General features: G+C 34.2%; 27 protein-coding genes and 1 riboswitch. Of the genes, 5 read left to right on the plus strand and 22 right to left on the minus strand.

What is annotated here, in order from left to right:
- Positions 1 to 38 precede the first annotated feature (38 nt).
- Positions 39 to 1,385: an alanine/glycine:cation symporter family protein gene (locus QVO42_RS03875; protein WP_022424862.1), complete on the plus strand. Its 1,347-nt coding sequence runs from the start codon at positions 39 to 41 to the stop codon at positions 1,383 to 1,385.
- Positions 1,386 to 1,433: 48 nt separating this feature from the next.
- On the opposite strand, the gene QVO42_RS03880 is transcribed toward QVO42_RS03875, so the two are convergent.
- From QVO42_RS03880 to QVO42_RS03930, 11 genes are all read right to left on the minus strand, one after another.
- Positions 1,434 to 2,312: a YitT family protein gene (locus QVO42_RS03880; RefSeq protein WP_022424863.1), complete on the minus strand. Its 879-nt coding sequence runs from the start codon at positions 2,310 to 2,312 to the stop codon at positions 1,434 to 1,436.
- Positions 2,275 to 3,015 (minus strand): copper homeostasis protein CutC, encoded by a 741-nt coding sequence (locus QVO42_RS03885; protein WP_022424864.1) that lies wholly within the window; start codon positions 3,013 to 3,015, stop codon positions 2,275 to 2,277. Before QVO42_RS03885 ends, QVO42_RS03880 begins: the two co-directional genes overlap by 38 nt.
- The gene (locus tag QVO42_RS03890; protein ID WP_022424865.1) at positions 3,012 to 4,106 is read right to left on the minus strand and encodes a Sapep family Mn(2+)-dependent dipeptidase; all 1,095 of its coding nucleotides are present in this window, start codon (positions 4,104 to 4,106) and stop codon (positions 3,012 to 3,014) included. The genes QVO42_RS03885 and QVO42_RS03890 overlap by 4 nt, the downstream gene beginning before the upstream one ends.
- Positions 4,106 to 5,059: a glycosylasparaginase gene (locus QVO42_RS03895; protein ID WP_022424866.1), complete on the minus strand. Its 954-nt coding sequence runs from the start codon at positions 5,057 to 5,059 to the stop codon at positions 4,106 to 4,108. Before QVO42_RS03895 ends, QVO42_RS03890 begins: the two co-directional genes overlap by 1 nt.
- A gap of 56 nt (positions 5,060 to 5,115) precedes the next feature.
- Positions 5,116 to 5,637: a GrdB-related putative oxidoreductase gene (locus QVO42_RS03900; RefSeq protein ID WP_006504765.1), complete on the minus strand. Its 522-nt coding sequence runs from the start codon at positions 5,635 to 5,637 to the stop codon at positions 5,116 to 5,118.
- Between the two features lie 16 nt (positions 5,638 to 5,653).
- Positions 5,654 to 7,021 (minus strand): PTS sugar transporter subunit IIC, encoded by a 1,368-nt coding sequence (locus tag QVO42_RS03905; protein ID WP_022424867.1) that lies wholly within the window; start codon positions 7,019 to 7,021, stop codon positions 5,654 to 5,656.
- A 23-nt stretch (positions 7,022 to 7,044) separates the two neighbouring features.
- Positions 7,045 to 7,368 carry a PTS sugar transporter subunit IIB gene (locus QVO42_RS03910; RefSeq protein ID WP_006504763.1) on the minus strand — a complete coding sequence of 108 codons (324 nt, stop codon included), beginning with the start codon at positions 7,366 to 7,368 and terminating at the stop codon, positions 7,045 to 7,047.
- Position 7,369: 1 nt separating this feature from the next.
- Positions 7,370 to 7,696 (minus strand): PTS sugar transporter subunit IIA, encoded by a 327-nt coding sequence (locus tag QVO42_RS03915; protein ID WP_006504762.1) that lies wholly within the window; start codon positions 7,694 to 7,696, stop codon positions 7,370 to 7,372.
- A gap of 74 nt (positions 7,697 to 7,770) precedes the next feature.
- On the minus strand, positions 7,771 to 8,322 hold the full coding sequence (locus QVO42_RS03920; protein ID WP_022424868.1) for an RDD family protein: 552 nt from the start codon (positions 8,320 to 8,322) through the stop codon (positions 7,771 to 7,773).
- An 8-nt stretch (positions 8,323 to 8,330) separates the two neighbouring features.
- The gene (locus QVO42_RS03925; protein ID WP_022424869.1) at positions 8,331 to 10,205 is read right to left on the minus strand and encodes a BglG family transcription antiterminator; all 1,875 of its coding nucleotides are present in this window, start codon (positions 10,203 to 10,205) and stop codon (positions 8,331 to 8,333) included.
- Between the two features lie 103 nt (positions 10,206 to 10,308).
- Complete coding sequence (locus QVO42_RS03930; protein WP_022424870.1) at positions 10,309 to 10,887, minus strand: GNAT family N-acetyltransferase; 579 nt, start codon at positions 10,885 to 10,887, stop codon at positions 10,309 to 10,311.
- A 93-nt stretch (positions 10,888 to 10,980) separates the two neighbouring features.
- Between QVO42_RS03930 and pdxR the strand changes: the two genes are divergently transcribed.
- From pdxR to QVO42_RS03945, 3 genes are all read left to right on the plus strand, one after another.
- Positions 10,981 to 12,372, plus strand: coding sequence for a MocR-like pyridoxine biosynthesis transcription factor PdxR (pdxR, locus tag QVO42_RS03935; protein ID WP_022424871.1), 1,392 nt, complete (start codon positions 10,981 to 10,983; stop codon positions 12,370 to 12,372).
- 151 nt (positions 12,373 to 12,523) lie between these two features.
- Positions 12,524 to 12,970, plus strand: coding sequence for a DUF2798 domain-containing protein (locus QVO42_RS03940; protein ID WP_022424872.1), 447 nt, complete (start codon positions 12,524 to 12,526; stop codon positions 12,968 to 12,970).
- A gap of 101 nt (positions 12,971 to 13,071) precedes the next feature.
- A complete protein-coding gene (locus tag QVO42_RS03945; RefSeq protein WP_022424873.1) occupies positions 13,072 to 13,668 on the plus strand; it encodes an ECF transporter S component in 597 nt (198 codons plus the stop codon).
- A gap of 23 nt (positions 13,669 to 13,691) precedes the next feature.
- Here QVO42_RS03945 and QVO42_RS03950 read toward each other — a convergent pair whose 3' ends face one another.
- From QVO42_RS03950 to QVO42_RS03960, 3 genes are all read right to left on the minus strand, one after another.
- On the minus strand, positions 13,692 to 14,252 hold the full coding sequence (locus QVO42_RS03950) for a flavin reductase family protein (RefSeq protein ID WP_022424874.1): 561 nt from the start codon (positions 14,250 to 14,252) through the stop codon (positions 13,692 to 13,694).
- Entirely contained in the window at positions 14,249 to 14,977 is a 729-nt protein-coding gene (locus QVO42_RS03955) for an arginase family protein (RefSeq protein ID WP_022424875.1), read from the minus strand. The genes QVO42_RS03950 and QVO42_RS03955 overlap by 4 nt, the downstream gene beginning before the upstream one ends.
- An 89-nt stretch (positions 14,978 to 15,066) precedes the next feature.
- Entirely contained in the window at positions 15,067 to 16,491 is a 1,425-nt protein-coding gene (locus QVO42_RS03960; RefSeq protein WP_022424876.1) for a 6-phospho-beta-glucosidase, read from the minus strand.
- A gap of 281 nt (positions 16,492 to 16,772) precedes the next feature.
- A riboswitch (TPP riboswitch) is annotated at positions 16,773 to 16,882 on the plus strand.
- Between the two features lie 45 nt (positions 16,883 to 16,927).
- Here QVO42_RS03960 and thiC point away from each other — a divergent pair.
- Positions 16,928 to 18,235: a phosphomethylpyrimidine synthase ThiC gene (gene thiC / locus QVO42_RS03965; RefSeq protein WP_022424877.1), complete on the plus strand. Its 1,308-nt coding sequence runs from the start codon at positions 16,928 to 16,930 to the stop codon at positions 18,233 to 18,235.
- A gap of 41 nt (positions 18,236 to 18,276) precedes the next feature.
- On the opposite strand, the gene QVO42_RS03970 is transcribed toward thiC, so the two are convergent.
- The 8 genes from QVO42_RS03970 to nagB all read right to left on the minus strand — a co-directional run bounded on the left by QVO42_RS03970 (position 18,277) and on the right by nagB (position 26,162).
- Positions 18,277 to 19,746: a glycoside hydrolase family 1 protein gene (locus QVO42_RS03970; protein ID WP_022424878.1), complete on the minus strand. Its 1,470-nt coding sequence runs from the start codon at positions 19,744 to 19,746 to the stop codon at positions 18,277 to 18,279.
- 118 nt (positions 19,747 to 19,864) lie between these two features.
- Positions 19,865 to 20,902, minus strand: a complete 1,038-nt coding sequence (locus QVO42_RS03975) for an NUDIX domain-containing protein (RefSeq protein ID WP_022424879.1) — start codon at positions 20,900 to 20,902, stop codon at positions 19,865 to 19,867.
- 47 nt (positions 20,903 to 20,949) lie between these two features.
- The gene (locus QVO42_RS03980; RefSeq protein WP_022424880.1) at positions 20,950 to 21,603 is read right to left on the minus strand and encodes a M15 family metallopeptidase; all 654 of its coding nucleotides are present in this window, start codon (positions 21,601 to 21,603) and stop codon (positions 20,950 to 20,952) included.
- Positions 21,604 to 21,673: 70 nt separating this feature from the next.
- A complete protein-coding gene (locus QVO42_RS03985) occupies positions 21,674 to 22,159 on the minus strand; it encodes a hypothetical protein (RefSeq protein ID WP_022424881.1) in 486 nt (161 codons plus the stop codon).
- A 6-nt stretch (positions 22,160 to 22,165) separates the two neighbouring features.
- Positions 22,166 to 23,185: a YdcF family protein gene (locus QVO42_RS03990; protein ID WP_022424882.1), complete on the minus strand. Its 1,020-nt coding sequence runs from the start codon at positions 23,183 to 23,185 to the stop codon at positions 22,166 to 22,168.
- A gap of 42 nt (positions 23,186 to 23,227) precedes the next feature.
- The gene (gene metA / locus QVO42_RS03995) at positions 23,228 to 24,166 is read right to left on the minus strand and encodes a homoserine O-acetyltransferase MetA (protein ID WP_022424883.1); all 939 of its coding nucleotides are present in this window, start codon (positions 24,164 to 24,166) and stop codon (positions 23,228 to 23,230) included.
- An 11-nt stretch (positions 24,167 to 24,177) separates the two neighbouring features.
- Positions 24,178 to 25,374, minus strand: coding sequence for a deoxyguanosinetriphosphate triphosphohydrolase family protein (locus QVO42_RS04000; RefSeq protein ID WP_022424884.1), 1,197 nt, complete (start codon positions 25,372 to 25,374; stop codon positions 24,178 to 24,180).
- 56 nt (positions 25,375 to 25,430) lie between these two features.
- Positions 25,431 to 26,162: a glucosamine-6-phosphate deaminase gene (gene nagB, locus QVO42_RS04005; RefSeq protein ID WP_022424885.1), complete on the minus strand. Its 732-nt coding sequence runs from the start codon at positions 26,160 to 26,162 to the stop codon at positions 25,431 to 25,433.
- Positions 26,163 to 26,336 lie beyond the last annotated feature (174 nt).

The raw sequence follows: 26,336 nt of genomic DNA on the forward strand, positions 1-26,336 counted from the left end.
CTATTAATTCCGTCTAATTTATTAGAAGGAGTTTTTTTATGACCAAATTTTTGACTCAAGTCAACAATCTCGTATGGGGTATGCCCCTTATCCTGTTATTACTTGGAACAGGTATTTATTTTACTACTCATTTAAAGTTTATTCAGTTTGTAAGATTAAAGAAAGCTTTCTCTTTGATTTTTAAGAAGAATGAAAATCATGAAGGAGACGTTTCTAGTTTCCAGGCATTGTGTACTGCCTTAAGTTCTACGATTGGAACAGGTAATATTGTAGGGGTAGCAACTGCGATTTCTGCAGGTGGTCCTGGCGCATTATTCTGGATGTGGATTTCAGCTTTCTTTGGTATGGCCACTAAGTATGCAGAAGGGGTACTCGCTATCAAGTATCGTACAAAGGATGAAAATGGACAAATTGCCGGTGGTCCGATGTACTATATTGAAAAAGGTTTACACAATAAGTTTCTCGCAAGTCTATTTGCATTCTTTGGTGTAGCTGTTGCTTATTTAGGTATTGGTACATTCACTCAGGTAAGATCTATTTCTGATGCATTGCATCTTTCTTTCCATGTACCTTATTGGATCAGTGCGATTATTCTTACTCTTCTTGTTGGTTTTATCACAATCGGTGGTATTCATAGAATTGCGGCAGTTGCTGAAAAAGTAATTCCATTTATGTGTGTATTTTATATTGGTGGTGTTGTACTTATTCTATTAACACATCTTCCAATGATTCCTCATGTATTAAAGATAGTACTTGCTTCAGCTTTTGATATCAAAGCAATCTTTGGTGCGGGTATGGGTGTTGCGATGAAGATGGGTATTAGTAGAGGAATCTTCTCTAATGAAAGTGGTTTAGGAAGTGCTCCTATTGCGGCAGCTGCTGCACAGACTGATTCATGTGTAGAACAGGGACTTGTATCTATGACTGGTACTTTTATTGATACAATGGTCATTTGTACAATGACAGGTCTTGCAATCTTAATCACTGGTGCGAATACAAGTGGTTTAGAAGGAGCTGCAGTCACATCACTTGCCTTTAATAGAGGACTTCTTATTCCATTTATTGGTGAATATATTGTAAATATTGGATTGATTTTCTTTGCGTTTACTACAATTATTGGATGGAACTACTACGGTGAAAGATGTATGTATTATCTTGCAGGTATTCGTTCTATCAAGATTTATAAGATCATCTTCATTATTCTTATTGCGATTGGTCCATTTATGTCATTACAGTTTATCTTTATTCTTGCAGATATCGTCAATGGCTGTATGGCTATCCCTAACCTCATCGGTTTAATTGGACTTAGAAAAGAAGTCATTGCGGAAACAGAAGAATACTTCAAAGAAGAAAACACTTGTAGTATAGAAGAATTAAGCATCTAACCTCTCATATGAGAGGTTTTTTCATGCAAAAAAACAGGCCAAAGCCTGTTAATCGAGTGGTTTTTGGTAGAATCCACCGACAAAGTTTTCTGTTGGTAATATATTGATAATGACATGAGGGTCAATACTCTTCATGAGATCAACAATATCCTGTACTTCATAGCTTGACACGACAGTATGAATCATTGTAAGAGGATGACCGCTATAGCCTCCTTCACCATGAAGCATAGTCAAACCATGACGATATTGTGCAATATACGCCTGACGTAATTCTTCAGGATGAATTGTAGTGATTTCTAAAGTCACACGTTTATATCGCTTATAGAATGTATCAATCGTTTTAGTTGAGAGGAATTGGAATAATATAGAATATCCTGCATGAACCCAGCCAAACATAAATCCGAATACACATAACATTAATGTATTGAAAACAAATATATATTCAAAAATTGACTTGTTCATTTTATTAGATACATATAAAGCGATAAAGTCCGTACCAGCTGTACTTGCATTACCTTTTAAGGCAATCGCAATCGCAAAGCCATAAAGGAATCCACCAAAACATACATTCAAGATCACATCATCAAATAATGGATCAAAAGATAATACCCTTGTGAAAATACTGAAGAAGATAACTTGTAAGAAAGAGAAGAAAACAAACTTCTTACCGATTGTCTTATAACATACAATTGCGACAGGTAGATTGAGTACAATCACAAGTGTGGAAATAGATAAAGAATACCCATAAAGCATACTGATACGATTAATTAGAATCGCAACACCTGTAAAACCACTTGATAATAGATTAGAAGGATTCAAAAATGTCTGAAGAACAAATGTTTGTAGGAGTGCCGAAAAGAACACTGCAAAGAAAGTAATAATATATCTTTTATTTGTTTTGTAGGCTGCTGACAAGTTTTTCGACATTTTCCTGGTCCACACTTTCATAATCATTAGCATGTGTGTCCGTATAATAGCTATAAGTGACAGACTTGCCTGAAGTTGTAGGATCTTCTTCATAATCCTTACAAGAAGAATGTACCTGAGAGATACCTGTATGTTCCATTAAAGAGAATGCATTATTATAGTTCACACCACTTCCTGCAAGAATTTCAATATCCTTACCATAATTTTCTTGTAATGATTTGATCTTATCTGCTCCATCTATCGCAGTTGGCTGACCACCACTTGTCAAAACACGATCAATGCCAAGTTCAACCAATTGAGTCATCGCATGATCTAAATCATCACAGCAGTCAAAGGCACGATGGAATACAGCCGTACGATGGTATTTATGAATAAGTTCTACAAATTCTCTTGTACGCTTTTCGTCAATTGTATGATCACTATTTAAGAAACCAAAAGCGAGACCATCTGCGCCATTTTCTAATAGGTCTTCTGCTTCTAATAACATCTGTTTGTATTCTATTTCATCATAAGTAAAACCAGCACCACGAGGTCTAACCATACAAATAATAGTCAATGTTGTTTCTCTTTTTAAGAGTTTTAATGAAGCCACAGAGGGTGTTAAACCTCCTAAATAAAGGGCACTGTTTAATTCAATGCGTGTGGCTCCACCCTTGTAAGCACGTAGGCCATCCTTATAACTTCCACAGCATACTTCAATCATAGTTCTGTTTCCTTTCTAGATAATTGATAAAGTGTTAAAGCATAAATCTTTGCATTGGTAATGAGATCCTCTCTTGTCATCCATTCATTGGGATTATGTCCAATACCTTTCTGTCCTGGGAAAGAAGGTCCAAATGGGACAATATGAGGCATCATTTTCGCATAAGTACCACCTGTTGTAGTAACAGGAGTTCCATCATTACCCGTTACATATTCATATGTCTCTTTCATGATTTCTACCATTGGTGCCTTTTTATCAAAATAAACAGGCTTGAAATGAGACACGACTTCATACTCATAACCTTTTATATTATTAAGTTTAGTAAGTATTTCTTCTAGTGTAATTCCTGCTGGATAACTGATAGAAAAGCTGAAGTCTTCTTTAGTTAAATGATAGTTACGGATTTCTAATTGTCCAAACTCATCATTCTTATAATCAATACCAAGTCTTTCACCTTTATTTTGTGTATTTAAGATATACTTATTCATAAAAGTAATCAAATGATCTAGATCAGCTTTCACTTTGATAACAGCACGTCCTCTTTCAGCATAAACAACAGGATATTTACAATCTGGTGTAAAGCCGGCAATAGGTGCTTTTTCATGATCTAAATAATATTTTAAATCCTCAAATCCTGATTCTTCATCACAACCAAAGATGATACGTACTTCTCTTTCAGGCTTTATGCCAAGTCTCTTTAAAGCAGTAAGGGCATAAAGACATGAAAGAATAGGACCCTTGTTATCTAGAATACCACGGCTATAAATCACACCGTCTTCTTCATAAGCACTAAATGGTGGATGTTTCCAGCCTTCACCTACTGGTACAACATCTAAATGACCACAGGCACATACATAATCATCACTTTTACCATAACGTGCATAACCGATATAATGATCAACATCCACTGTTTCAAATCCAAGATCACGAGATAACTGAAGTGTTTCATCAAGTGCATGGCGTACACCTTCTCCAAAAGGAGCATCATTCACAGCCTCAGATTCTACACTATCAATACGTACAATACGCTTGATGCCTTCAATCATCTCATCTGCAATCTCATCAACAGCCTTTAGAATTTCTTCATTCATTATTTTCTTACCAATGGGGCTGTTCTTGTACGCATATAATCATCAAGCCATTCCTGACTTGCTTTTTCAAAGACACTATGTTCACCTTCATGCTTTACTACAAATACAGTTGGTTCAAGTTTTGGAGTTACAACTACAAATGAGAAACCTTCAATATTTGTGGCACATCCCCATTCACCTTTATTATTCATAGCGATTAAAGACATATCTCCTGCTTCACCACGACGTTTGATTAATTCTTTAGAGAATGTATTAACAGCCTTTTCACATGCAGCCTGTGGGTGCATACCTTCTTTCATCATTCTTACGATTTCATAAGAGACACAGCCCTTCATCACATCTTCACCAAGTCCTGTAGCACTTGCACCACCGACTTCACTATCAACATAGAAACCTGATCCAGATACGGGTGAATCACCTACTCTACCAGAACGCTTCATAAATAGACCACTTGTAGAAGTTGCAGAAGTCATCTTTGCATTTTCATCTAAGCAGACCATACCTACTGTATCATGACCAGAATAAGGTTTAATTTCCTGAGTCATTTCTTTTAATCTATTATGATAATGAATTTCAGCACGTTCAGTAAGCATATTCTTTCTTTCAAAACCATTCTTAGATGCATACTTTTCAGCACCTGCACCTACTAAGAAATTATTTACCTTTTCATGAGATAATTTTCTTGCGATTTCTACAGGATTGGCAAAGTCTTTGATTGCACCAACACATCCTACTGAAAGAGTATTTCCGTTCATATAAGCCGCGTCTAGTTCAACAATCATTTCTTCGTTAGGTAATCCGCCATAACCTACTGATTTATAATATGGGAAATCTTCTACAGCCTTAACAGCTTCAACAATTGCATCTCCTGCATCTCCATGATTCTTTAACATTTCATCTGCTTTTGTAATACCTTCTAAAGCCATTCTCCAAGTAGCAATAATACCGTACATATTAATATCCTCCTTTTATTGAAAGAGGATACGTCCTCACGTATCCTCAAGTTAATTTAGAAACAATATTTAGAAGCAACGATGTCTTCATCTTTCTGTTCACACATTGCCTTGGCAAGCTGACAGATTCCTTCTAATGATTCATTTAAACCAGTACCACCCTTCTTAGGTGTCTTGATAATATGAACCTTGTCTTTATATTCATTAATTGTCTCTTCATTTTCTATACTCATTGCAGCCATAGCATGTGAATGAGTTTTTTCGTTAATATCGTAAGCGACACGTGCAGCCATGCGTCCATAGCCAAGATAGTTGAAACATGGACCACATACAACAACATCTGGTTTGATTTTTTCTACCATTGCGCAAAGTTTACGGCTAACTTCATCACTATTTGCTTCATAGAATCCATCTCCACAATATAAACAGCATACAACATGTCCATTTACCTGTTTTAAGAATGGTTCCATCATAATAGCAGGTCCACATGATTCTTTTACTAGTCCTAAAGGTACCATGTGATCATCTTTAATCCCTTTACCAGACTGGATCTGGTCATAAATCATTACGATTTTCATGTTTCATCTCTCCTTCTTATAGATCGTCAAAAGATAAGTCGTCTAAATCAATGTCGTCTTCTTCTTTAGCAGCCTGAGCCTGAGCTTCTTCATTTAAGTACTGCTTATCAAGTACCTTGATGAATGGCATATAGATAATAACACCAATAACGATAAGGGCAGCCTGAAGCAGTGCACCTACCCAGTTAGTTGCTAAGAAACCTGAGATAATTGGTGGCATAGTCCAAGGGATGTTGATACCTGAACAGATTGGAACAATCTTAAGAGCCATACAGAAGTATGAGATAATGATGTTTACTGTTGGTACTAACATGAATGGAATAAGCATAGTTGGATTTAATACGATTGGTAAACCGAATACGATTGGTTCGTTGATACCAAAGATACCTGGAACTAAAGCAAGTTTACCTAAGTCTGTAATACGTTTAGATTTACAGAATAATAACATTGCGATTAATAATGATAATGTAGAACCACATCCACCAAATGTAGCGAATAAGTCCTGGAACTGCTGACAGATGATATGTCCTGTGCCCTGTCCTTTAGTGAAGAAAAGAATGTTTTCTGCTGATAGAGTCTGAAGAATTGGGTTAAATACAGCACCTACTACAGATCCACCGTTGATACCAAAGAACCAGAATAAGTGTAAGAAGATATAAGCAACAACCATTGCCCCTAATGTATCACCAAGGTTAAGTAATGGTGTCTGTAAGAATTCAAAGATAATCTGGAATACGTTTGTTCCTAAGAAACCAAACATTAAGTTTACTAGGAAGAAGAAAGTCATTACAAATGTTGCTGGAATCAATGCTGAGAAAGATTCTACAACTGTTGGTGGAACACCAGCTGGCATCTTGATTGTCCAGCCTTTACCTTCTACCCAAGCATAAATATGTACGCTTAAGAATGCAGTAATGATACCTACGAAGATACCCTTAGCACCAACCCATCCTAATGGGATACCAGAAAGAGTTGCTTCAATAGTTTTAGATCCTACAGCAACATTACCAGTGATTGAGTATGGCATGATTAAGAACCATGACATAAGTGCACAGGCAGCACCGAAGATCTTGTTTGTCTTCATCTGACCAGCAAATGAATAAGCGATACCCATTACCGCAAATACTGCCATGATAGTGAATGTTGCATCAGATGGCTTTGATAAGAATGCAGCAAGTGACTCACCTGTTTTCTGATTGATAATTGTTGATTCTAAAAATTTTGTCCAAGCTGCAATTGGAAAGTTTGCGATTAATAAGAAAATTGATCCTGCAATAAGTAATGGTGTTGATACTAAGAAACCATCACGAATTGACATTAAGTATTTATTACGCCCAATTTTTTCCGCTAAAGGCATTAAATACTTTTCAAGTTGTTTCATCATACTTTAAGTACTCCCTTTAATTATTATTTATTGTTTTTCTTAATTAATAGAATTGCTTTTTTTAGTACTCTTTCACCGTTCATCATACCGTAATCATCCTGGTCGATCACAGAAATAGGTATGTTTAGGTGCCCGAAGTTAGCTACTGTTTCGTCATAAAGATATTCAACCTGTGGACCAAGTAAAATACAATCAGGACAATCAGATTTAACGATTTCTCCTAATTTGTTATGAGAAAAAGCAGCGACCTTGATTGGTAGGTTATGGCTATTTGCAACTTCCTGCATCTTACTTGCAAGAATACTAGTAGACATACCTGCACTACAGAATAAATAAACCTTTTTCATCCTATTCTCCTCCTTCTAATTTTTTAATTCTTTGAGATAGTTTGATAATCTCTTCAGCCATGATTTTTGTTGTTTCAGCATTCATAAGCTGATCTTCCGCATGCATAAGAAGAATTGTTGGAACTGTCTTTTCACCACATGCTTCCTTCTGAATAAGTGATGCATGTGCTTCGTGACCTTTCACAAAGCTTTCTTCTCCTTCTTTGATTTTTGCGCGAGCTTCATCAAAATCACCCTTCTCAGCAAGATACATTGCCTGTACATAACGTGACTTTGCAGTACCCACGGCAGAAATAATGTTAAAACTTAATAATTCTAAATCTTCCATGTGATTTCCTCCATCTCACAATTCATAGTATAAACTTATATTTATTTTCAGGTGGTGAATGCGATTTCCTCTATTTAGGAAAAATTCACTACTTTAGTACGTGCTAGATAATCATGTAATGCTAAATGTTCTTTCTTATTCACTAAACATAAAATGGCACTCACGATTGTAATCGCAAAGCCAACATACATCATCGGCTTAACTAAACTAATACCTAAACTGATCTGTAATACCTGATGTAATATTGTACTTGCAGAATATAGAACTCCTTCAATAATAATGGCTCCTAATACTTCTCTAATTATCAGTTCTTTAAGGCCTACATCTTTGCCATCACTCTTTACAATCTTAATATGACATATTCTTTTACCGATTGTCTGTCCCTTATTAATCACTAAAGGAATAATGACATAATAAATAATTGCGCCTAGTAATGCGAGTAACCCACAAATCAGTCCTAACTGATGAGGGTACTTTAGTAGATTCTGGTTCTTCATTGTGCCATAAATCTTCTGTGACACAATTGCGATAGGAAATGATGTAAAAAGAGCACCAATATACCAATCTAATAAGTATGCACCAAAACGTCTTGGTAATGATGCAATAGTCTGTTGTTGTTTTTTCATATGTTACCTCACGCTGTCATTAGCTTCATAAATTGTTGATAATTGTCTGCTTCGATAAACTGCATCAGCTGGTTATAGTCTATGAGTACATTGGATAACCAATCAAAGAATGTATGCAGCATCTGATTATCCTGTTCACTGATAGATAATAAGAGAATAAGACGCACTTCATACTTACCCCACTTAACGGGATTCTTTAAGACCATGACGGATATTGTAGAACGTAATGGTTGTACTGTAATGGCATGAGGTACCGCAAAGCCCTGCACAAAGGCTGTTCCTGCCATCTCTTCTCTTTTAAAAACATCTTCTTTATATTCTTGTGTGGCATAGCCTAACTGAATCAGATTATCACATAAATAGTTAATAGCATCTTCCTTAGATGCGATGTCTTTTTTTATAAAGAATGTTTCCTGCCCAATAAGCTTCTTTACAATATGACAGAACTGATCATGATATTTTTCTCTATCTAATTGATTGAGTGCCTGGAAGATCTGACTTTCATCCTCATAGTTCACAAATAAACTAATTGATACTGTCTTAATAGACAATTCATGCTGTAAAGGTACAACAGTCAAAATCAAGTCAGGATGAAGTGATGAAATCATATTATTTTCAAAGAATGGGAATACCTTAATAATTTCCATACGTTCTCTAAAACGTGTTTCAATCTTATCCATACATGCTTTCGCCAGCATCTGATTATGGGGAATAATCATGACTACACGGTATTTCTGTGTATTGATATGTCTTTCATAGGCTGTTCCAAAATGTAAAGCGAGATAAGAGATTTCATCTTCTACTAAAGGTTTACCTGTAGCTTTAGAAATGACATTACTGGAATGTATTGCCATTTCAAAGACTAAAGGATATTGTCTTTTAATCTCCTTTAAATAAGCTGTTGTATTAGGTTTATCTACTTTAATACGATCAAGTAATGACTGCATATGAATCACTAAACTATTATAAAGTTCTTCATCATCTCTAAAATCAATATCAAAACAATCTTTAATGTCTAATAATACTTCTTCTACTAACTGTTGTGATTCTGTTTTTAAGTCTACATGACTGCCTCTTCCTTCTAATAAAAAAGCAAACTTAACGACTTCTTCTTCAACATAAGGAATACCAAACTTTTGTGATAATTCTTCAAAGAAATCCTTTGAAACACGATATTCTAAATCAATACCTGTACAATCACTCTGTGTTTCATATAAATAATTCTTATTCCTGATACGTTCAATCGCAATACCAGCATGCATCATCAACATAGGAAGACTGACATTCTTGAACTTATAATGATTATTTGCGCAGACATTCTTAAAGATTTCTACCACATCAATGAGATTAAAATCCTTCCATAAATGAGACAAGGCACTGATATTTGTGAAGTTTCCTTTAATTTCTGATTCTAATAGATGCTTATATACAGAACGCTTTTCATTTTCATTACCTTCTAAACGAATGTGGTTCTTTACACGTACCACTTTTAAAGAAGGATATTCATTGAGTATACGTCTGATATTTCTTAAGTCATTATCAATCGTATAACCACTGACATAAATACGATCCTGTAATTCAATGAGATTCATTTCCTGTTTAAACAATAATTCCTTAATGATCCAAGATACACGTTCCTGAGATGTCTGAGGAATGACTGACTTTGTCGTAATTCCTTTGACACTTGTCAGCATCTCGTCTAAGTGATAACCTTTACGACGATTGGCTTCTATAAGAGTACATTCATACTCTTTATTAATATGCTCAATATCAGAACGGATTGTACGATCTGATACAGACAACATAGAAGCAAGCTCTTTACCTGTCACCCATTCATCATAATCATAAAGGATATCTATAATACGCTGCTGTCTATTATTCATACGTATAACCTCCTGTACCTTCATTGTAATGGTTTACAGTGCTTTATGCATTCAATTTAACTTCCTAAGTGTTAGGAAATGAAAAAAAAGAACCTTTCGGTTCTTATAAATCAATAATATCTAGAATATCATAGGTTGCCTTCAACATCTTTGGATGGAAATCCCCTTCTCCTGATTCATCCACAACTCTTTGAAGTTCTTTAGTAATCTCAATAAAGTCATCTTTTAGGAAAGGACCTCTTGTACATAATAAATCAAATGTCTGATTCCAATAGAATAAATGATACCCACTAGAACGGTAGCCATGACTCGCATAAAACTTAGTACGTCTTAAACGCTGTTCATAGTTATCTGCTTGATCATCTAAAGGTTCCATATCCAACACAATCTGTCTTTGATAGAGATCATCCATCAACTTTAAAGTACGTCCTCCATACCCACGAGAACGAAGTGATGAACGAATTGCGAGATAGAATAAATAAACACATGTAGCAGATGTCATTGTCATAAAGAAACCTACAAATGTGTCTTCATCATAAACACCATAAAGATCTGATATACCAGTTTGAGATAAATCAATCATTCTTTCAATAGAGACACGTTCTTCTTTAGGAAATGCTTCATTATTAAGATCTTCTAATTCCTTAAAATTCTCTGTAATTCTTTTAGCCGTTAACGCCATAGATTATCCTCCATTAATATGACTATTCTATGCTGTTTTCTTCTTTTTTTCAAATGATTACGCTATAATGGTTAGAAAAGAAAGGATGAATTTATGCTTACATATAGTTTTGATGAAAATAACCATAAATCTCTCTACCAGCAATTATATACATTTATCAAGAATGATATTCTAGAAGGACATCTGACAGCAGATGAGAAGTTACCTTCTAAGCGTACATTTGCGAAAAATCTAGGTATTAGTATTATTACAATAGAGAATGCTTATGCGCAGTTAATGGCTGAGGGATATATTTATTCATTACCTAAGAAAGGCTTTTATGTATCTCCTATTAATAATAAGACACCCCTTATTCCTGCTAAGATGATTCATAAACCTTCTATTAAGAAAGAATCCTATTGGTGTGATTTCTCTTCTAATCAGACACCAGCCCATTTGTTTCCTTTCACAACCTGGTCAAAACTTATGAAGGACGTATTAAATGAACACCAATCAGAACTAATGATTAATCCTCCAGTAGGTGGTATTTATGAATTAAGAGAAGCGATTTCTCATCATTTAAAAGAATTCAGAAATATGGATGTTGAACCAGAAAGAATCATTATCGGTGCGGGTACTGAATATTTATATGGATTACTCGTACAATTATTAGGTTTAGATCTTGTCTATGCCGTAGAGAATCCTGGTTATAATAAAATATTAGATGTTTATTCTAGTTTAGGGGCTAAGTGTGTTCCTATAGATATGGATGAGCAGGGAATACTGGTCAACCAATTAGAAGATTTAGATGTTGATATTGCGCATATCTCTCCTTCTCATCATTTCCCAACTGGTATTATTATGCCTGTATCTCGACGTTATGAATTACTTGGATGGGCAAATAAGAAGGAACATCGCTATATTATAGAAGATGATTATGACAGTGAGTTACGTTTAAGTGGACAGCCTATTCCTGCCCTGCAAAGTATTGATTTAAGTGAAAAGGTTATTTATATGAATACCTTTACTAAGACTCTTGCCTCTACAATTCGTATTAGTTATATGGTGCTTCCTCATCATTTATTAGAACTCTATAATAAGAAGCTCTCTTTTTATGCCTGTACAGTCTCTAACTTCGAACAATATACTCTTGCATCATTTATTAATGAACATTATTTTGATAAGCATATTACTAAATTACGTAACCATTATCATAATAAGCGTGATGCGATTGTAAAGATGCTAGAGAAAAGTGATTTAAAGGATATGATTACTATTTCCAAGGAAGATGCAGGTCTTCATTTCCTTATCACGATACATACACATATGTCTGATGAAACACTTATCAATAAATTAAAAGAAGAAGGAATCCATCTAAGAGCTATTTCTCATTACTACCTTAAGAATATACCTCATACATCCCATACCTTCATCATGAACTACTCTTCTATCGATTTAGATAAATTACCACAGGCTATAGAAATATTAGAAAAAATACTTTATTGACATATTTTCTAAAATATATTAAAGTAAGTCATGCAAAAAAAGAATATTGATTTAGGGTATTATTGGAAACGCACAAGCACAGTTTGATAACGAACAACACTTATATTAAGTGTTGTTTTTTTGTATAATTTCAAGAAAGGAGCATTTTATAATGCCTAAAACATTTAAACAAAATTTATTATTTACAGCGATGATGTCATTCTTAATGGTGTATGTCATGATTCTCTTCAACATCTCATTAAATATCGGAGGAATGACAAACCAGGTCTTTTTACTTGCCTTCCACGAAATGATTATCATGTGGCCTGTCGCTTTCTTTTTAGAACTACTTGTTGTAGATTCTTTAGCTCATAAGCTTGCTTTCCGTTTTGTACAGTCTACAGATCGTCCTATCGTGATTACTCTTGCCATTTCTTGTATGATTGTTTGTATCATGTGTCCATGCATGAGCTTAATCGCAACTGTATTATTCAAAAACATCGATGCTTCAGTCTATTTCCAGACAACATCCATGAACTTCCCTGTCGCATTATTATTCCAGATTTTCTATTGTGGTCCTCTGATCCGTTTCTTATTTGGAAAAATCGTACATGAATAAGGTCAGTTTTAAAACTGACCTTATTTTTTTAGTTGATAACTGAGTATTTATATAATGTCAGAATGTATGTATAGTGTTATTCATCAAAGGGGGAGTTTTATATGAAAGACAATAAAACATTAAAAATTGCAGTAACAGGATTGATGGCGGCTTTAGCTTATATCGCCTTCACATTCCTACAGATTAAGATTCCAACACCAGGAGGAACTACTTCATTCCATTTAGGAAATACATTCTGTATATTGGCTGCTTTATTATTAGGTGGTGTTCCTGGAGGAATTGCGGGAGCAGTTGGTATGGGTATTGGTGATTTACTTGATCCTACTTATGTAGTAGTCGCACCAAAGACATTTATCTTAAAATTTGGTATTGGGGTTATTACAGGTCTAGTTGCACATAGAGTATTCAAGATTCAAAAATTAGAAGGTAAGCAGTTAGTGATTGGTGTCGTTGCTTCTACATTTGCAGGTTTATTATTTAATGTGATTGCTGAACCACTATTCTCTTATTTCTATACTTCAATATTACTTGGTGCACCTTCTCAAGCTGCTTTAGCACTTGCATCTTGGAATGCAGTGACTACTATTACTAATGCAGTAATTGCGATTGTGATTTCTTCAGCACTTTATTTAGCTTTAGCACCTACATTTAAAAAGAGTGGTTTATTAGATAAATTACATACAGTTAAAAAATACTAATTTAAAAGGACTCCTATGAGTCCTTATTTTAGTTTAAGACCATCTTTAAAAGCACGGCCAACAACTTTTCCTAAACCTACATATTGATTATTAAAGGGATCAAAAGTAATAGGTTTTACTTTAGATACATCGACTCTTCCTGTTTCATCTAGGACACGTTCATCTACAGATACATTGACAATTTCACCTTTCATGATTTCTGTATCTAAATCATAGTCCTTAAGACGACATTCTAGACATATAGGTAATTCATTGATAATAGGTGCATGTACTTTACTAGATGGCGTATAAGTAAAACCTGCTTTTTCTAGTTTATTGGGTTCCTTATGCCCTGATACAACGCCTACATAATCACACGCTACTACATGATCCTCATCTGCAATACTGACAGTAAAAGCCTGTGTTTTTAAGATATTCTGGACTGTTTTATGTCCACTAGAAAGACTCAATGAAATTTCCATTGTATCGCTAATGCCACCCCATGCTGCGTTCATTAAATCAGGATGATCATCCTTATCAAAGCTCCCAATCATATAGACAGGCTGTGGATAAGTAAGTGCACGTGCACCAAAATCTTTTCTCATTTCTTTTGTCTCCTTTTAAGTATTTTCATAGCAGTTTGATAAAGTGCATCATCAGAAAGATTATTGATTCTTTCAGCTTTTATATAAGTAGGATAATCATCGATATCAGGATCATCACCACATATATCAATGCCAATTACTTCACAGTTTTTTAGGAAGTGCGCTAATACATCCTCTAACATCCCCAGTGACATGTCTCCTTGATTCCAGTTCGTCATGGCATATCTTTCATCTAAGACATCCTTATCTATAGAAATATAAACAGGATATTTCGTTTCAAGAGGAATAGTAGCACCTTGTTCAAGTTCTTCTATACTGAAACTTAATACTTTATTCCGTTCCACTGATTTTAAATCATGTTTACTTGGCCCTATTAAGTATAAACGATGAAGGAAAGGGTTTTGTAAAGCTTTTTTAGCCCAATTCCCACAGCTAAGCATATCTCCTACAATAGAAGATTGCATGTCTGTATGGTGATCAATCAAAACAAGATCAAAAGGTTCATGGATAAAATCAGTCATCAATTTAGTGATGTAATGATAATCACCTGAATCAATAAAATGAATACCAGAAATACCATTCTTGCTTATCATCTCTTTTAATTGTTTTTCTGCCTGCTCGTCACAGAATAAGCGTGTTCCTTCAATGTCACTACAATCATAATAAGTTAACTGTGGATAATCCCCTTTATAGGAATGAGTAAAATCAAATACATAGTTACGCATCTTTATCACCTGTTGATAATTATAGTCTTTATTTAGCACTTGTCAAATTTAACTGCTAAAAAGAGATAGCCGCAGCTATCTCTTGAGTATTATAATTCTTCACCGTTTGTTTCAATAACGTGTTTATACCAGTAAAATGATTTCTTCTTACTTCTAGAGAAGTCCCCTTCATGGTTATTATTATAGTTAACATAGATGAAACCATAACGTTTATCATATTCACCAGTAGAAGCAGATACGATATCAAATGGAGACCACATAGTATAACCTAAAAGATCAACACCATCATAAGTGACTGCATCTCTCATTGCTTCAATATGTGCCTTTAAGTAATCAATACGATACTGGTCATCTACAGTACCATCTGCTTCTTTCTTATCATAAGCACCAAAACCGTTTTCTACAATCATCATTGGAAGTTCATAACGATCATAGAACCAGTTTAAGCACCAACGTAATCCTAATGGGTCAATCTGCCATCCCCAGTCAGAAGCCTTTAAGTATTCATTTCTTACAAAGTCTTCACTACAGTAATCAAATGTCTTTTCATTACGTCCTTGATACTTAGTTGCAAATGACATGTAATAAGAGAATCCAATGTAATCTACTTTACCTTCACTTAAGATTTTCTTATCCTCTTCAGTAATGAAATCATATCCTTTTCTTTCAAACTTCTTTAAGATATAGTTTGGATAATGTCCTCTTGCATGTACATCAGTATACCAATATTTCTGATGCATAGCACCTAAGGCATTCATCATATCTTCTGGTTTTGGAGAAGCTGGATAAACACCATTCATACCAATCATACAGCCAACCTTTAAGTCAGGATTGATTTCATGAGCTGCCTTAACTGCAAGTGCTGAAGCGACTAATTCATGATGTGCTGATAAATACATTAAATATTCAGCATCATCACCTTCTTTTAATAATACAGCACCTTCCTGGATTAAGTTATGCTGAGTCGGATCAGCCTGGTTATTGATTTCATTGAATGTCATCCAGTATTTTACTTTATGCTGATATCTTTCAAAACATACCTTTGCGAACTTCACAAACATATCAATGGCTTTACGATTTCTAAATCCTCCATATTCTTTTGCGAGTGCCCAAGGTAATTCAAAATGTGATAATGTGATGACTGGTTCAATACCATATTTTAATAATTCATCAAATACATCATCATAGAACTTTAAACCTTCTTCATTAGGTGTTTCTTCATCTCCTCTTGGGAAGATTCTTGTCCAGGCAATAGAAGTTCTAAATGCCTTGAATCCCATTTCAGCAAGTAATGCGATATCTTCCTTATAATGATGATAGAAGTCTACACCTACATGGTTTGGATAATCTTCTCCAGGAAGAACACCATCTGTTAAACGTCTAGGTGCTCCTGTTACGTTATCTCCCGCTGTTTCTACATCTGTACAGCTGATTCCTTTTCCGCCTTCCTGCCAGGCACCTTCACACTGATGAGCAGCTACTGCGCCACCCCATAAAAAGTCGTCTCTAAACATTGTCTTATCTCCTTTTCTCTTTCTAATAATTATAAATAGAAATGAAAGTGATTTCTATAATTTTCAGAAATAGAGATCAAACTTTCGTAAAAATGTTTCATCTTTACATTATCAGTTCATCAATCCAATAAATAAGTGATATTTTGTTGACAGGATAGTCATAATATAACAATGTTTTCATTGTTACATTATTTGTTCAAAATTTCACAATAATTTTGTAACATTTTTTTAATGAAAGCGTTGCATTTTATTTATATAAGATGTAATATACCACTATCAACCAAATAAAAAAGGGGAGCTGACGCGACGGCTGAGAAGAAATACGATCGGATTTCGACCCATAAAACCTGATACGGATAATGCCGGCGTAGGAATTTTGTTTTTTAGGTATACATGCTCAGGTATACCTTTTTTTATTGTTTAAAGGAGGAAGTGTATGAGTTACACAACACAAATGGATGCTGCAAGACAGGGTATTATTACACCTGAAATGGAAATTGTAGCTGCAAAAGAATCTATGGATGTAGAAGTATTACGTGAGTATATTGCGAAAGGACAGGCTATTATCCCATGTAATAAGAATCATACTTCTATTGATCCGAGTGGTATTGGTTCAATGTTGAAGACTAAGATCAACGTGAACCTAGGTATTTCTAGAGATTGTAAAGACATGGATGTAGAGATTGAAAAGGTTAATAATGCAGTCAAGATGGGTGCTGAATCAATCATGGACTTAAGTTCTTATGGTGATACACGTACTTTTAGAAAAAGATTAACTAAAGAATGTCCTGCCATTATTGGTACAGTCCCTATTTATGATGCTGTTGTTTATTATCATAAAGCTTTAAAAGATATTACGGCAAAAGAATGGTTAGATATTGTAAGAATGCATGCAGAAGATGGTGTGGATTTCATGACTATTCATTGTGGAATCAATAGAGCTATGTATGAACGTTTTAAGAATAATAAGCGTTTAATGAATATTGTTTCTCGTGGTGGTTCTATTATGTTCGCCTGGATGGCTATGACTGGAGAAGAAAATCCATTTTATGAACATTATGATGAAGTATTAGATATCTGCCGTGAATATGATATTACTATGAGTTTAGGTGATGCCTGTCGTGCTGGATGTTTGGCTGATGCAACTGATGTGGCTCAGATTGGTGAATTAGTGACATTAGGAGAATTAACACAACGTGCATGGGATAAAGATGTGCAGGTGATGATTGAAGGTCCTGGTCATATGCCTTTAAATCAGATTGCAGCTAATATGGAAATCCAGAAGACAATCTGTAAAGGTGCACCTTTCTATGTATTAGGCCCTCTAGTAACCGATATTGCCCCTGGTTATGATCATATTACTGCTGCCATCGGTGGTGCCATTGCAGCCACTTATGGTGCGTCATTCTTATGTTATGTGACTCCTGCAGAACATCTTCGTCTGCCTAATCTAGATGATGTTAAAGAAGGTATTATTGCATCTAAGATTGCAGCACATGCAGCAGATATAGCGAAGGGTATTCCTGGTGCCATGGAATTAGATAATAAGATGGCATGTGCAAGAAAGAAGCTGGACTGGGAAGAAACATTCAAGTATTCTATTGATCCAGAAAAAGCAAGACGTTATCGTGCTGAAGCAGCACCTGAAAAAGAAGATACATGTTCTATGTGTGGTAACTTCTGTGCCGTTAAGAATATGAACCGTATTCTTGATGGTGAGATTGTAAATATCTTTGATGAATAAGAAAAAAGGCGTAACTCGTATATGAGTTACGTCTTGTTGTATTAGTCTAAATCAGCACCATTAGATTCGCAGACTTTCTTATACCAGAAGAATGAATCTTTCTTGCTTCTAGAGAAGTCCCCAGTTCCATCATCATGTCTATCTACATAGATGAAACCATAACGTTTCGCATACTGTCCAGTACCTGCAGATACTAAGTCGATTGGTCCCCAAGTTGTATAACCGATTAGTGGTACACCATCTTCGATAGCTTTATCCATTGCTTTAATATGATCTCTGAAGTAATCAATTCTATAAGTATCATGTACAGAACCATCTTCTTCTACCTTATCAAATGCACCAAAACCATTTTCTACAACCATTAATGGTATATGAGGATAACGGTCATGTAGGATATTTAATGTATATCTTAATCCATCAGGGTCAATCTGCCATCCCCAGTCAGAAGCCTTTAAGTAGGGGTTCTTAGCACCTGTTGCAAGGTTACCATTTGTCTTTTCAGCATTTTCATCAACTGTTACACAGTTAGACATATAGTAAGAGAATGTATAGAAGTCAATAACACCTTCTTTAATGATTTTCTTATCTTCTTCAGTAATAAATGAAGTATCAATACCATGATCCTTGAAATATCTGAACATATATGTTGGATATTCACCACGAACCTGTACATCACCACAGAAGTTATTCTTGAAGTTATCTTCATTAAATGCTGCAAGAATATCTTTTGGATTTGGTGTTAATGGATATAAAGTTGTATGAGCAATCATGTTGCCAATCATGAAATCAGGATTGATCTTATGACCTTCTATTACAACTAATGCACTTGCAACAAACTGATTATGTAATGCTTCAAATGTTTTCTGAGGGTTAGATTTTAATTTGTTTAGTGGAATACGTTCATCAGAGTTAACATCTTCTGGGTCCATGATACCTAAACCATAAAGGTCACCTAATCCACCTTCACCCATACATGCGATATTGATTTCGTTAAATGTTAACCAGTATTTAACCTTATCCTTATAACGTTTCATACAAGTAGTTGCATACTTAACGAACATATCAACCACTCTTCTATCAGAGAAACCATTGTATTTAGTCACAATGTTCCAAGGAATTTCATAATGACATAATGTAACTAAAGGTTCAATATTGTGTTTCTTACATTCGTCAAATACCTTGTCGTAGAAAGCTAAACCTTCTTCATTAGGTGTTTCATCATCACCATTAGGGAAAATTCTACCCCAGTTGATTGATAATCTGAATACATTCCATCCCATTTCTGCAAATAAAGCAATATCTTCAGCATAATGATGATAGAAATCAATTGCTTCATGGCTTGGATAGAACGCAGTCTTATCAGTCTTTGGTAAGAATGTTCTTGGAGTATTTACATCTCCACCAAGTAACATATCTGGTACTGATAAACCTTTACCATCTTCTAAATAAGCACCTTCACACTGATTGGCAGCAACTGCGCCACCCCATAAAAATCCTTTTGGAAAACCCATTTCCTTTACCTCCGTTCATCTTTTCTGTATGTATTATATACATAATAAAAATCATTATAATTAATTTTCATCAAATGAAAACAATTTACACCATATGAAAATTATCAAAAGTTATTATTTAGAATAAATCCCCTCTTTTATGTTCTCCCATATTAGACATAATACATTCTTGATGTTTCTTATGAACAATATCCCATACATACTCCATACCTGTTGCAAGTGCCTGATTTAAAAAATCTTCTTTATCAATCCAATAAACCTCTCCTTCATTACTTGAATGAAGAACTCCTTCATACTCACTTGCCTTATAGACTAGAATAATATTATGAATAGAATGCTTATACCAATGATATAAACCACATAAATATGGATTCTTAATTGTAAGACCTGTTTCTTCATTCACTTCTCTAATCATAGCATCTTTGAATATTTCTTCTTTTTCTACATGACCACCAGGAAAAGTAATACCTGTATAGGAATCATTGACTTTATTCTGTACTAAGACATGTCCTTTATCATCTTCAATCATACACATATTCATCAAGCAGACATCTTCCTTACGACGTTTCTTTACACCTTTAAACTCAATTGCCTGTACTGGGCATATCTCTAAACAGGCCCCACAATGAAGACATTGTGAGACATCTATTACTTCATTATGAATACAACGTTGAGGACATATAGTCTCACATTTGCCACAATGAATACAGCAATCAGTAATGGTATAATAAGTACCATGTTCTTTACTGTTAATAGTAATAGGTGCTCTTTTGATGTGTGCTGGATCACTGATATCAAAATATTCACCAGAAGCTTCATATAAGCAGAAGACATCCAATACCTTTCTTGTATCTTCTGGATAGATAGACTGCATATAAGTATTCTTTAGGAAAATCTCATCAAGTTTGTGAGACCCAATATTCTTAACCTTACCACTTAAACTAAAAGATACTTTTCCTTTAAGTCCTGTTAAGGAAATATACTCCTGATCCATGAGTTCCTGATAGAAACTCTTACCTCTTGCAGTTAAGAAGTAAATACCTTCTTTATCATACAACATTAAGTCGATGATTCTTGTGATTGGTTTTCCTTCACTATTAATAGTTGCCATTGTGACAGAATGAATGTCTTCAACAAGTAATTTGATATAATCCATAAAATACCTCCAGGTATCAGTTTATACCATAAACAAAAGAGAGTCTATTACAGACTCTCTACATGCTCTTCTAAACATAGATTTTTTTGATACATCTTTAAAGCAGCTTTTTTACCTACATAACGATAATGCCATGGTTCATGCTTAATATGTGTTATAGATGTTTTATTCTTAGGATAACGTTTCACAAAACCATACTTATATGCATTTCTTTCTAACCATCTATAAGCAGACTGATTGGTTGTATAACGGTTATCCCCTACTATATCCACTGCAAGTCCTAATTGATGTTCACTTCTACCTGGGGCTGATACATAATTTAATGCATATCTTCTTGCAAGAATCGTAAATAAACCTTTATTTTTATAATAGTTTGTACGATTATCCAGGATCTTCTGCTGTGAATAAGATGATCGATATCCTTCATTCACCTGCATGTAAATATCATCTTTTCTCGCATCTCTAAACATTTGTGATAGTTCAGGAACGATACGTGAATCTACTTCTTTCCCATTATTCAACTTTGTAAGTATTACTTTATAGTTATCTGGTATTTTACTTGTATGATTCACAAGCATAAGATTCCAGCCATGATTTGTAGAAGCATCTTCTATAAAAGTATCTGAACGAAATATAATATATCCTGATAATATGAGTAATAGTATTCCTAGAACTAAAAGACATTTCTTGAATAATCGCATTTCTTTTCACCTCACAATAGTTATATCGTGAAATGTTAAAAAGAAACATCTCAATTTCCTTACAAAAATATTAAGATTTACTTACTTGATTACAATTTTTCGTGATAAACAAGATAATAGGACGAAGGAATCCACAAGAGAAAACACTTAATACAATTAGCCATGATGCATATTTACATCTTTTAGATAAGAAGTGATAGGCAATAATATGATCGACAATAAAACCAATAATTAATATCACTAGAAACACAACAAATAAAAGATAGTTTAATTCGTCCATCACAAATAAGACATATCCAATAATTAATACAGGAAAAGCACAGAGAGAGGATATAATACCGAGCACATGATCTCCTGTGATATTTCCTAGTAAATATTTATTATAGAAAGGAAACCAGCCACGATAGGTTTTAGTATCTAATAATGAAGATACAAGGAATCCTTCAAAAAGGTAACCTACTACATAAGTACAGAGTATACCTATAAATAAAGATACAAAGATAAGAAATAGCGTAGACAATATGCCCATTAGAAAAAATACACTTAATGCACCCATAACCATTTACCTCACAATCGAAAAAATAACAACAAATATACTGTAGAGAATAATCACAATACTATGCTTCTTCCATGTCATGCTTAAGTAACCTATGAATTCTCTAATCAAAGCATTTAATGTAAAATACCATTTAGTGACTGAACCAAAGCCAATACATCTAATTCCCAAATCTTTCGCAAGTATCAAGGCTCTAAAAACATGATAGGACGTAGTAACAAGTCCAACTCGTGGAGATTCTTTAGTCATAAGTTTTGATGAGAATAAGAGGTTTTCTTTTGTATCCGTAGATTTGTCTTCAATGATTATCTTACTCTCATCAATACCTTTATTGATGGCATATCGTGCCATGGCTTCTCCTTCAGGAATATCTTCTCCCTTGCCTTGTCCTCCAGACATAATGACTAAAGCTTTTGGATTCTTTTTTAGGATTTCTATTCCTTTATCAATTCTACTTGCGAGTAATGGAGGCACCTGTTCTCCTTTGATGCCTGCTCCTAATACTATTATATAATCCAGTTTCCTTTTTTTGAATAAGTGAAATGTATTTAGGAAAGCAGAAAGGCAATAGCTAGCAAGAACGGATAAGAAATAGAAAACCGTAAATGATATGATTGCATAGAGAGCTGTCATTATTTTATTAGAAGACTTAAAAAAGATTGGTCCTATAAAGAGATAAACAAATAATCCTATCGCAAATCCTAGAGATAGAAGGTTAGTGAATTTCAATCCTTCATGTTTAATGACTTTAATTCCTTCTACAAAGAACATAATAATAGTTGCAAGTGGAAAAAACAGGATAACCAGTACTGCAACAGCGGCTAATAGAACCCCTATATCCATAATAAGTGGATAATGAGTTAATGTTTCAGAATAGTAGAACGCATAGAAGAAAGCTGTAATAATAGTCATAAGTGAAAGCCCAAAGAACCCAACACCACTCCACAAGGTACGTGATTCATAACGCATAAGCATGCAATACATGAAATATAAGATCAATAATATAATGAGTGGAATAAATAACACAAAAATCACCTCCTAATATAAAAAGCCACCTAGAAAGATGGCTTATTTCTTACGTTCATGAAGATCACTTAGATCATATGGTGTTTCCTGGTAAACATAATAGTTCAACCAGTTAGAGAATAAGAGATAGGCATGTGAACGCCATTTTACTTGTATTTCCTGAGATGGATCATCATCAAGATAATAGTTTTTAGGTAGTTCAGCAGTGACATCTGGTTTCTCTTTGTCACGCTTATATTCTTTATCTAATGTATCTGGATCATATTCAGGATGTCCTGTCACAAAGAACTGAGAACCATCCTTAGAAGCCACCAAATAGACGCCTGCATCATCACTTTCAGCAAGTATATCTAAGTTAGAATTACTTGCAACATCTTCCTTTAAAACAGTTGTATAACGTGAATGTGGTGCATAGAACTGATAATCAAAACCTCTTAAAATCTTTCTTCTCATCTTTCTTTGATTAGTATGATGACGATATACACCAGTTAATTTATGCTTCAATAAGTACTTATCAATACCATAATAATAATGTAAAGCGGCCTGTGAAGCCCAGCAGATAAAGAAAGAACTAAAAACATGTGTCTTGGCCCATTCAAGGATTTCACATAATTCATTCCAATAGTCTACTTCTTCAAAAGGCATCTGTTCTACAGGAGCACCTGTAATAATCATACCATCATAAGAATTCTCTTTAATATCTTTAAATGTCTTATAGAAAGTAAGTAAATGTTCCTTAGGAACATTCTTAGAATCATGTGTAGACATATGAATAAGTTCTACTTCAAGCTGTAATGGTGTATTAGATAATAATCTTAATAATTGTGTTTCTGTTGTAATCTTTAAAGGCATGATATTCACAATTAAAATTTTTAAAGGTCTAATACGCTGTGTAGTCGCACGTGTCTGGTTCATCACAAAGATGTTTTCAGCCGTTAAAACTTTATATGCTGGTAAATCATCTGGTATATTAATTGGCATAAAAATTCCCCCTATCTATATGCAAGTAATTCATCAAATGCATCAATAATAAAATGATCAGTCATCCCTGATAAATAATCAATTATACTTTTTTCTAAGGCATGTGAATCATTCTCAAAGTCATAGACTATATGATTTTGATAACGTTCATCATGAAGTAAAGTACTATAGCGTATTAACCATTTAAGATAATGATTAATAATGAGTGGATAACGTTCTGCATCTTTTTTTAAGTCTAAAACAAAATTGTCATGTTGTCCATACTCATATAAGAAAGAAAAGAGACTCTCTAGAATCAATTGTACATATTGCGTATGAATCTTAACCTTCTTTATTTCATAGATCTTTTGATAATTAAACTTCATAAATGTCTTCATAATTTCAAAAGCTTCATCAGATAAACCAATATATTCCTCCGTACTATTATGAATCACATCTTGAATAAAGTAATTGACCACTGTTCCATTATTGATTGCTTTAAATAATTCTGGGACAACTGCATTAATTTCTTCTATTAAGCTTTTCATATCTTCTTCATTAAGTATATGTAAGTTCCATGCATCCTCTATATCTCTTGCCAGATAAGCTATCTTATCACTGATTTTTACGACACACCCTTCTAGAGTATAAGGTTGATAGAGTCCTGGTGATTTAAAGTCTTTTAAATCGATTTTTTCATCTCTAGGTTTAATTCTTCTTTGATTCACTTCGCCACAATGAGCAATAATGCCATCTCTTACTGCATAGGTCAGATCAAGATTATGTTCAATATGTTGATCATCCTCTAGTAAACATAAATCATCTATGAGATGAAGGCTATTCTTTTCGTGCCAGAAAGGTTCTAATCCATGTTTTATAGACAAAGAAGAAAGAATCTTTTCTCCACCATGACCAAAAGGAGCATGTCCTAAATCATGTCCTGCACTAATAGCACGTGTAAGTTCAGTATTCAGTCCTAATTGATAAGCAATTGTGTAACTGATAGATTCTACTAGATTCACATGTTCAGCACGCGTACATATATGATCATTATCAGGCGCAAAAAAGACCTGTGTCTTATGTTTTAAGCGTCCATAGGCTGTAGTGAATATTATACGATTATAATCTCTCATAAAAGGTGTTCTAAAATCACCTTTTCTTTCATATAACTGTGATTCTCTTTCTATGCAGTCATTGTATTTAGGATTGTCTTTATTCATTGCCTTCATGAAATCACCTCAAAAAAATTATAGCACAAAAAAAGGCGCCTAAGCGCCTTAAGAAATTATTTAGATAATAATGATGCAGCTGCTTCATCAACGATGATGATTGCATCTTCATGTTTCTGAAGAATAGAAGCTGGTAAATCTTCTGTTACTGGTCCTTCAACTAAGCCTTTAACTGCTTTAGCTTTTCTTTCACCAGTTGCGATTAATAATACCTTCTTAGCTTCCATGATATTAGAAATACCCATAGTGATTGCATGAGTAGGAACAGCACTTAAATCACCATTGAAGAATAACTTAGCGTTGTCTTCAATTGTGCTCTGCTTTAATGCAATGTAGTGAGTCACTGAATCAAATGATGTACCTGGTTCATTGAAACCAACATGTCCATTAGAACCTATTCCTAATAACTGGATATCTCTTGGATTTTTAGCTAATAATGCATTGTATTCATCACAAACTTCTTCGATAGATCCCTTACCCTTAGGAACATTGATATTATTCTTATCGATATCTAATTCATTGAATAACTGATGGCACATGAAATAGTAATAACTCTGTGGATGATCCTGTGCTAAACCATAATATTCATCAAGGTTGAATGATTTGATATCTTTGTAGCTTGTTCCGTTAGCTTTATGATCTTCTCTCATTAATTCATAAAGACGGATTGGTGTAGAACCAGTAGCTAGGCCAAGGTTTGCGTTTGGTTTATTTTTGATAACGTCAAGCATGATTTCTGCTGCTTTCTGACTTGCTTCTTCATAATCTTTAGTAACAATAACTTTCATATTATTATCCTCCTGTTTACACTTATATATTATACTTGTCATTCCTATTTGTAAAGTGATATTTTCATATTATGAAATTTTCTTTATTTATTTTAAAATATATTGGTATAAATTATCTGATAGTGAAACAGTGGTTAAAGAGTGATCTGGTAACTAGAATATATCTATTTTTAT

The sequence above is a fragment of the Catenibacterium sp. CAG:290 genome (assembly GCF_000437715.1).
In the GTDB taxonomy this organism is placed as follows: Bacteria; Bacillota_I; Bacilli_A; order Erysipelotrichales; family Coprobacillaceae; genus Catenibacterium; species Catenibacterium mitsuoka_A.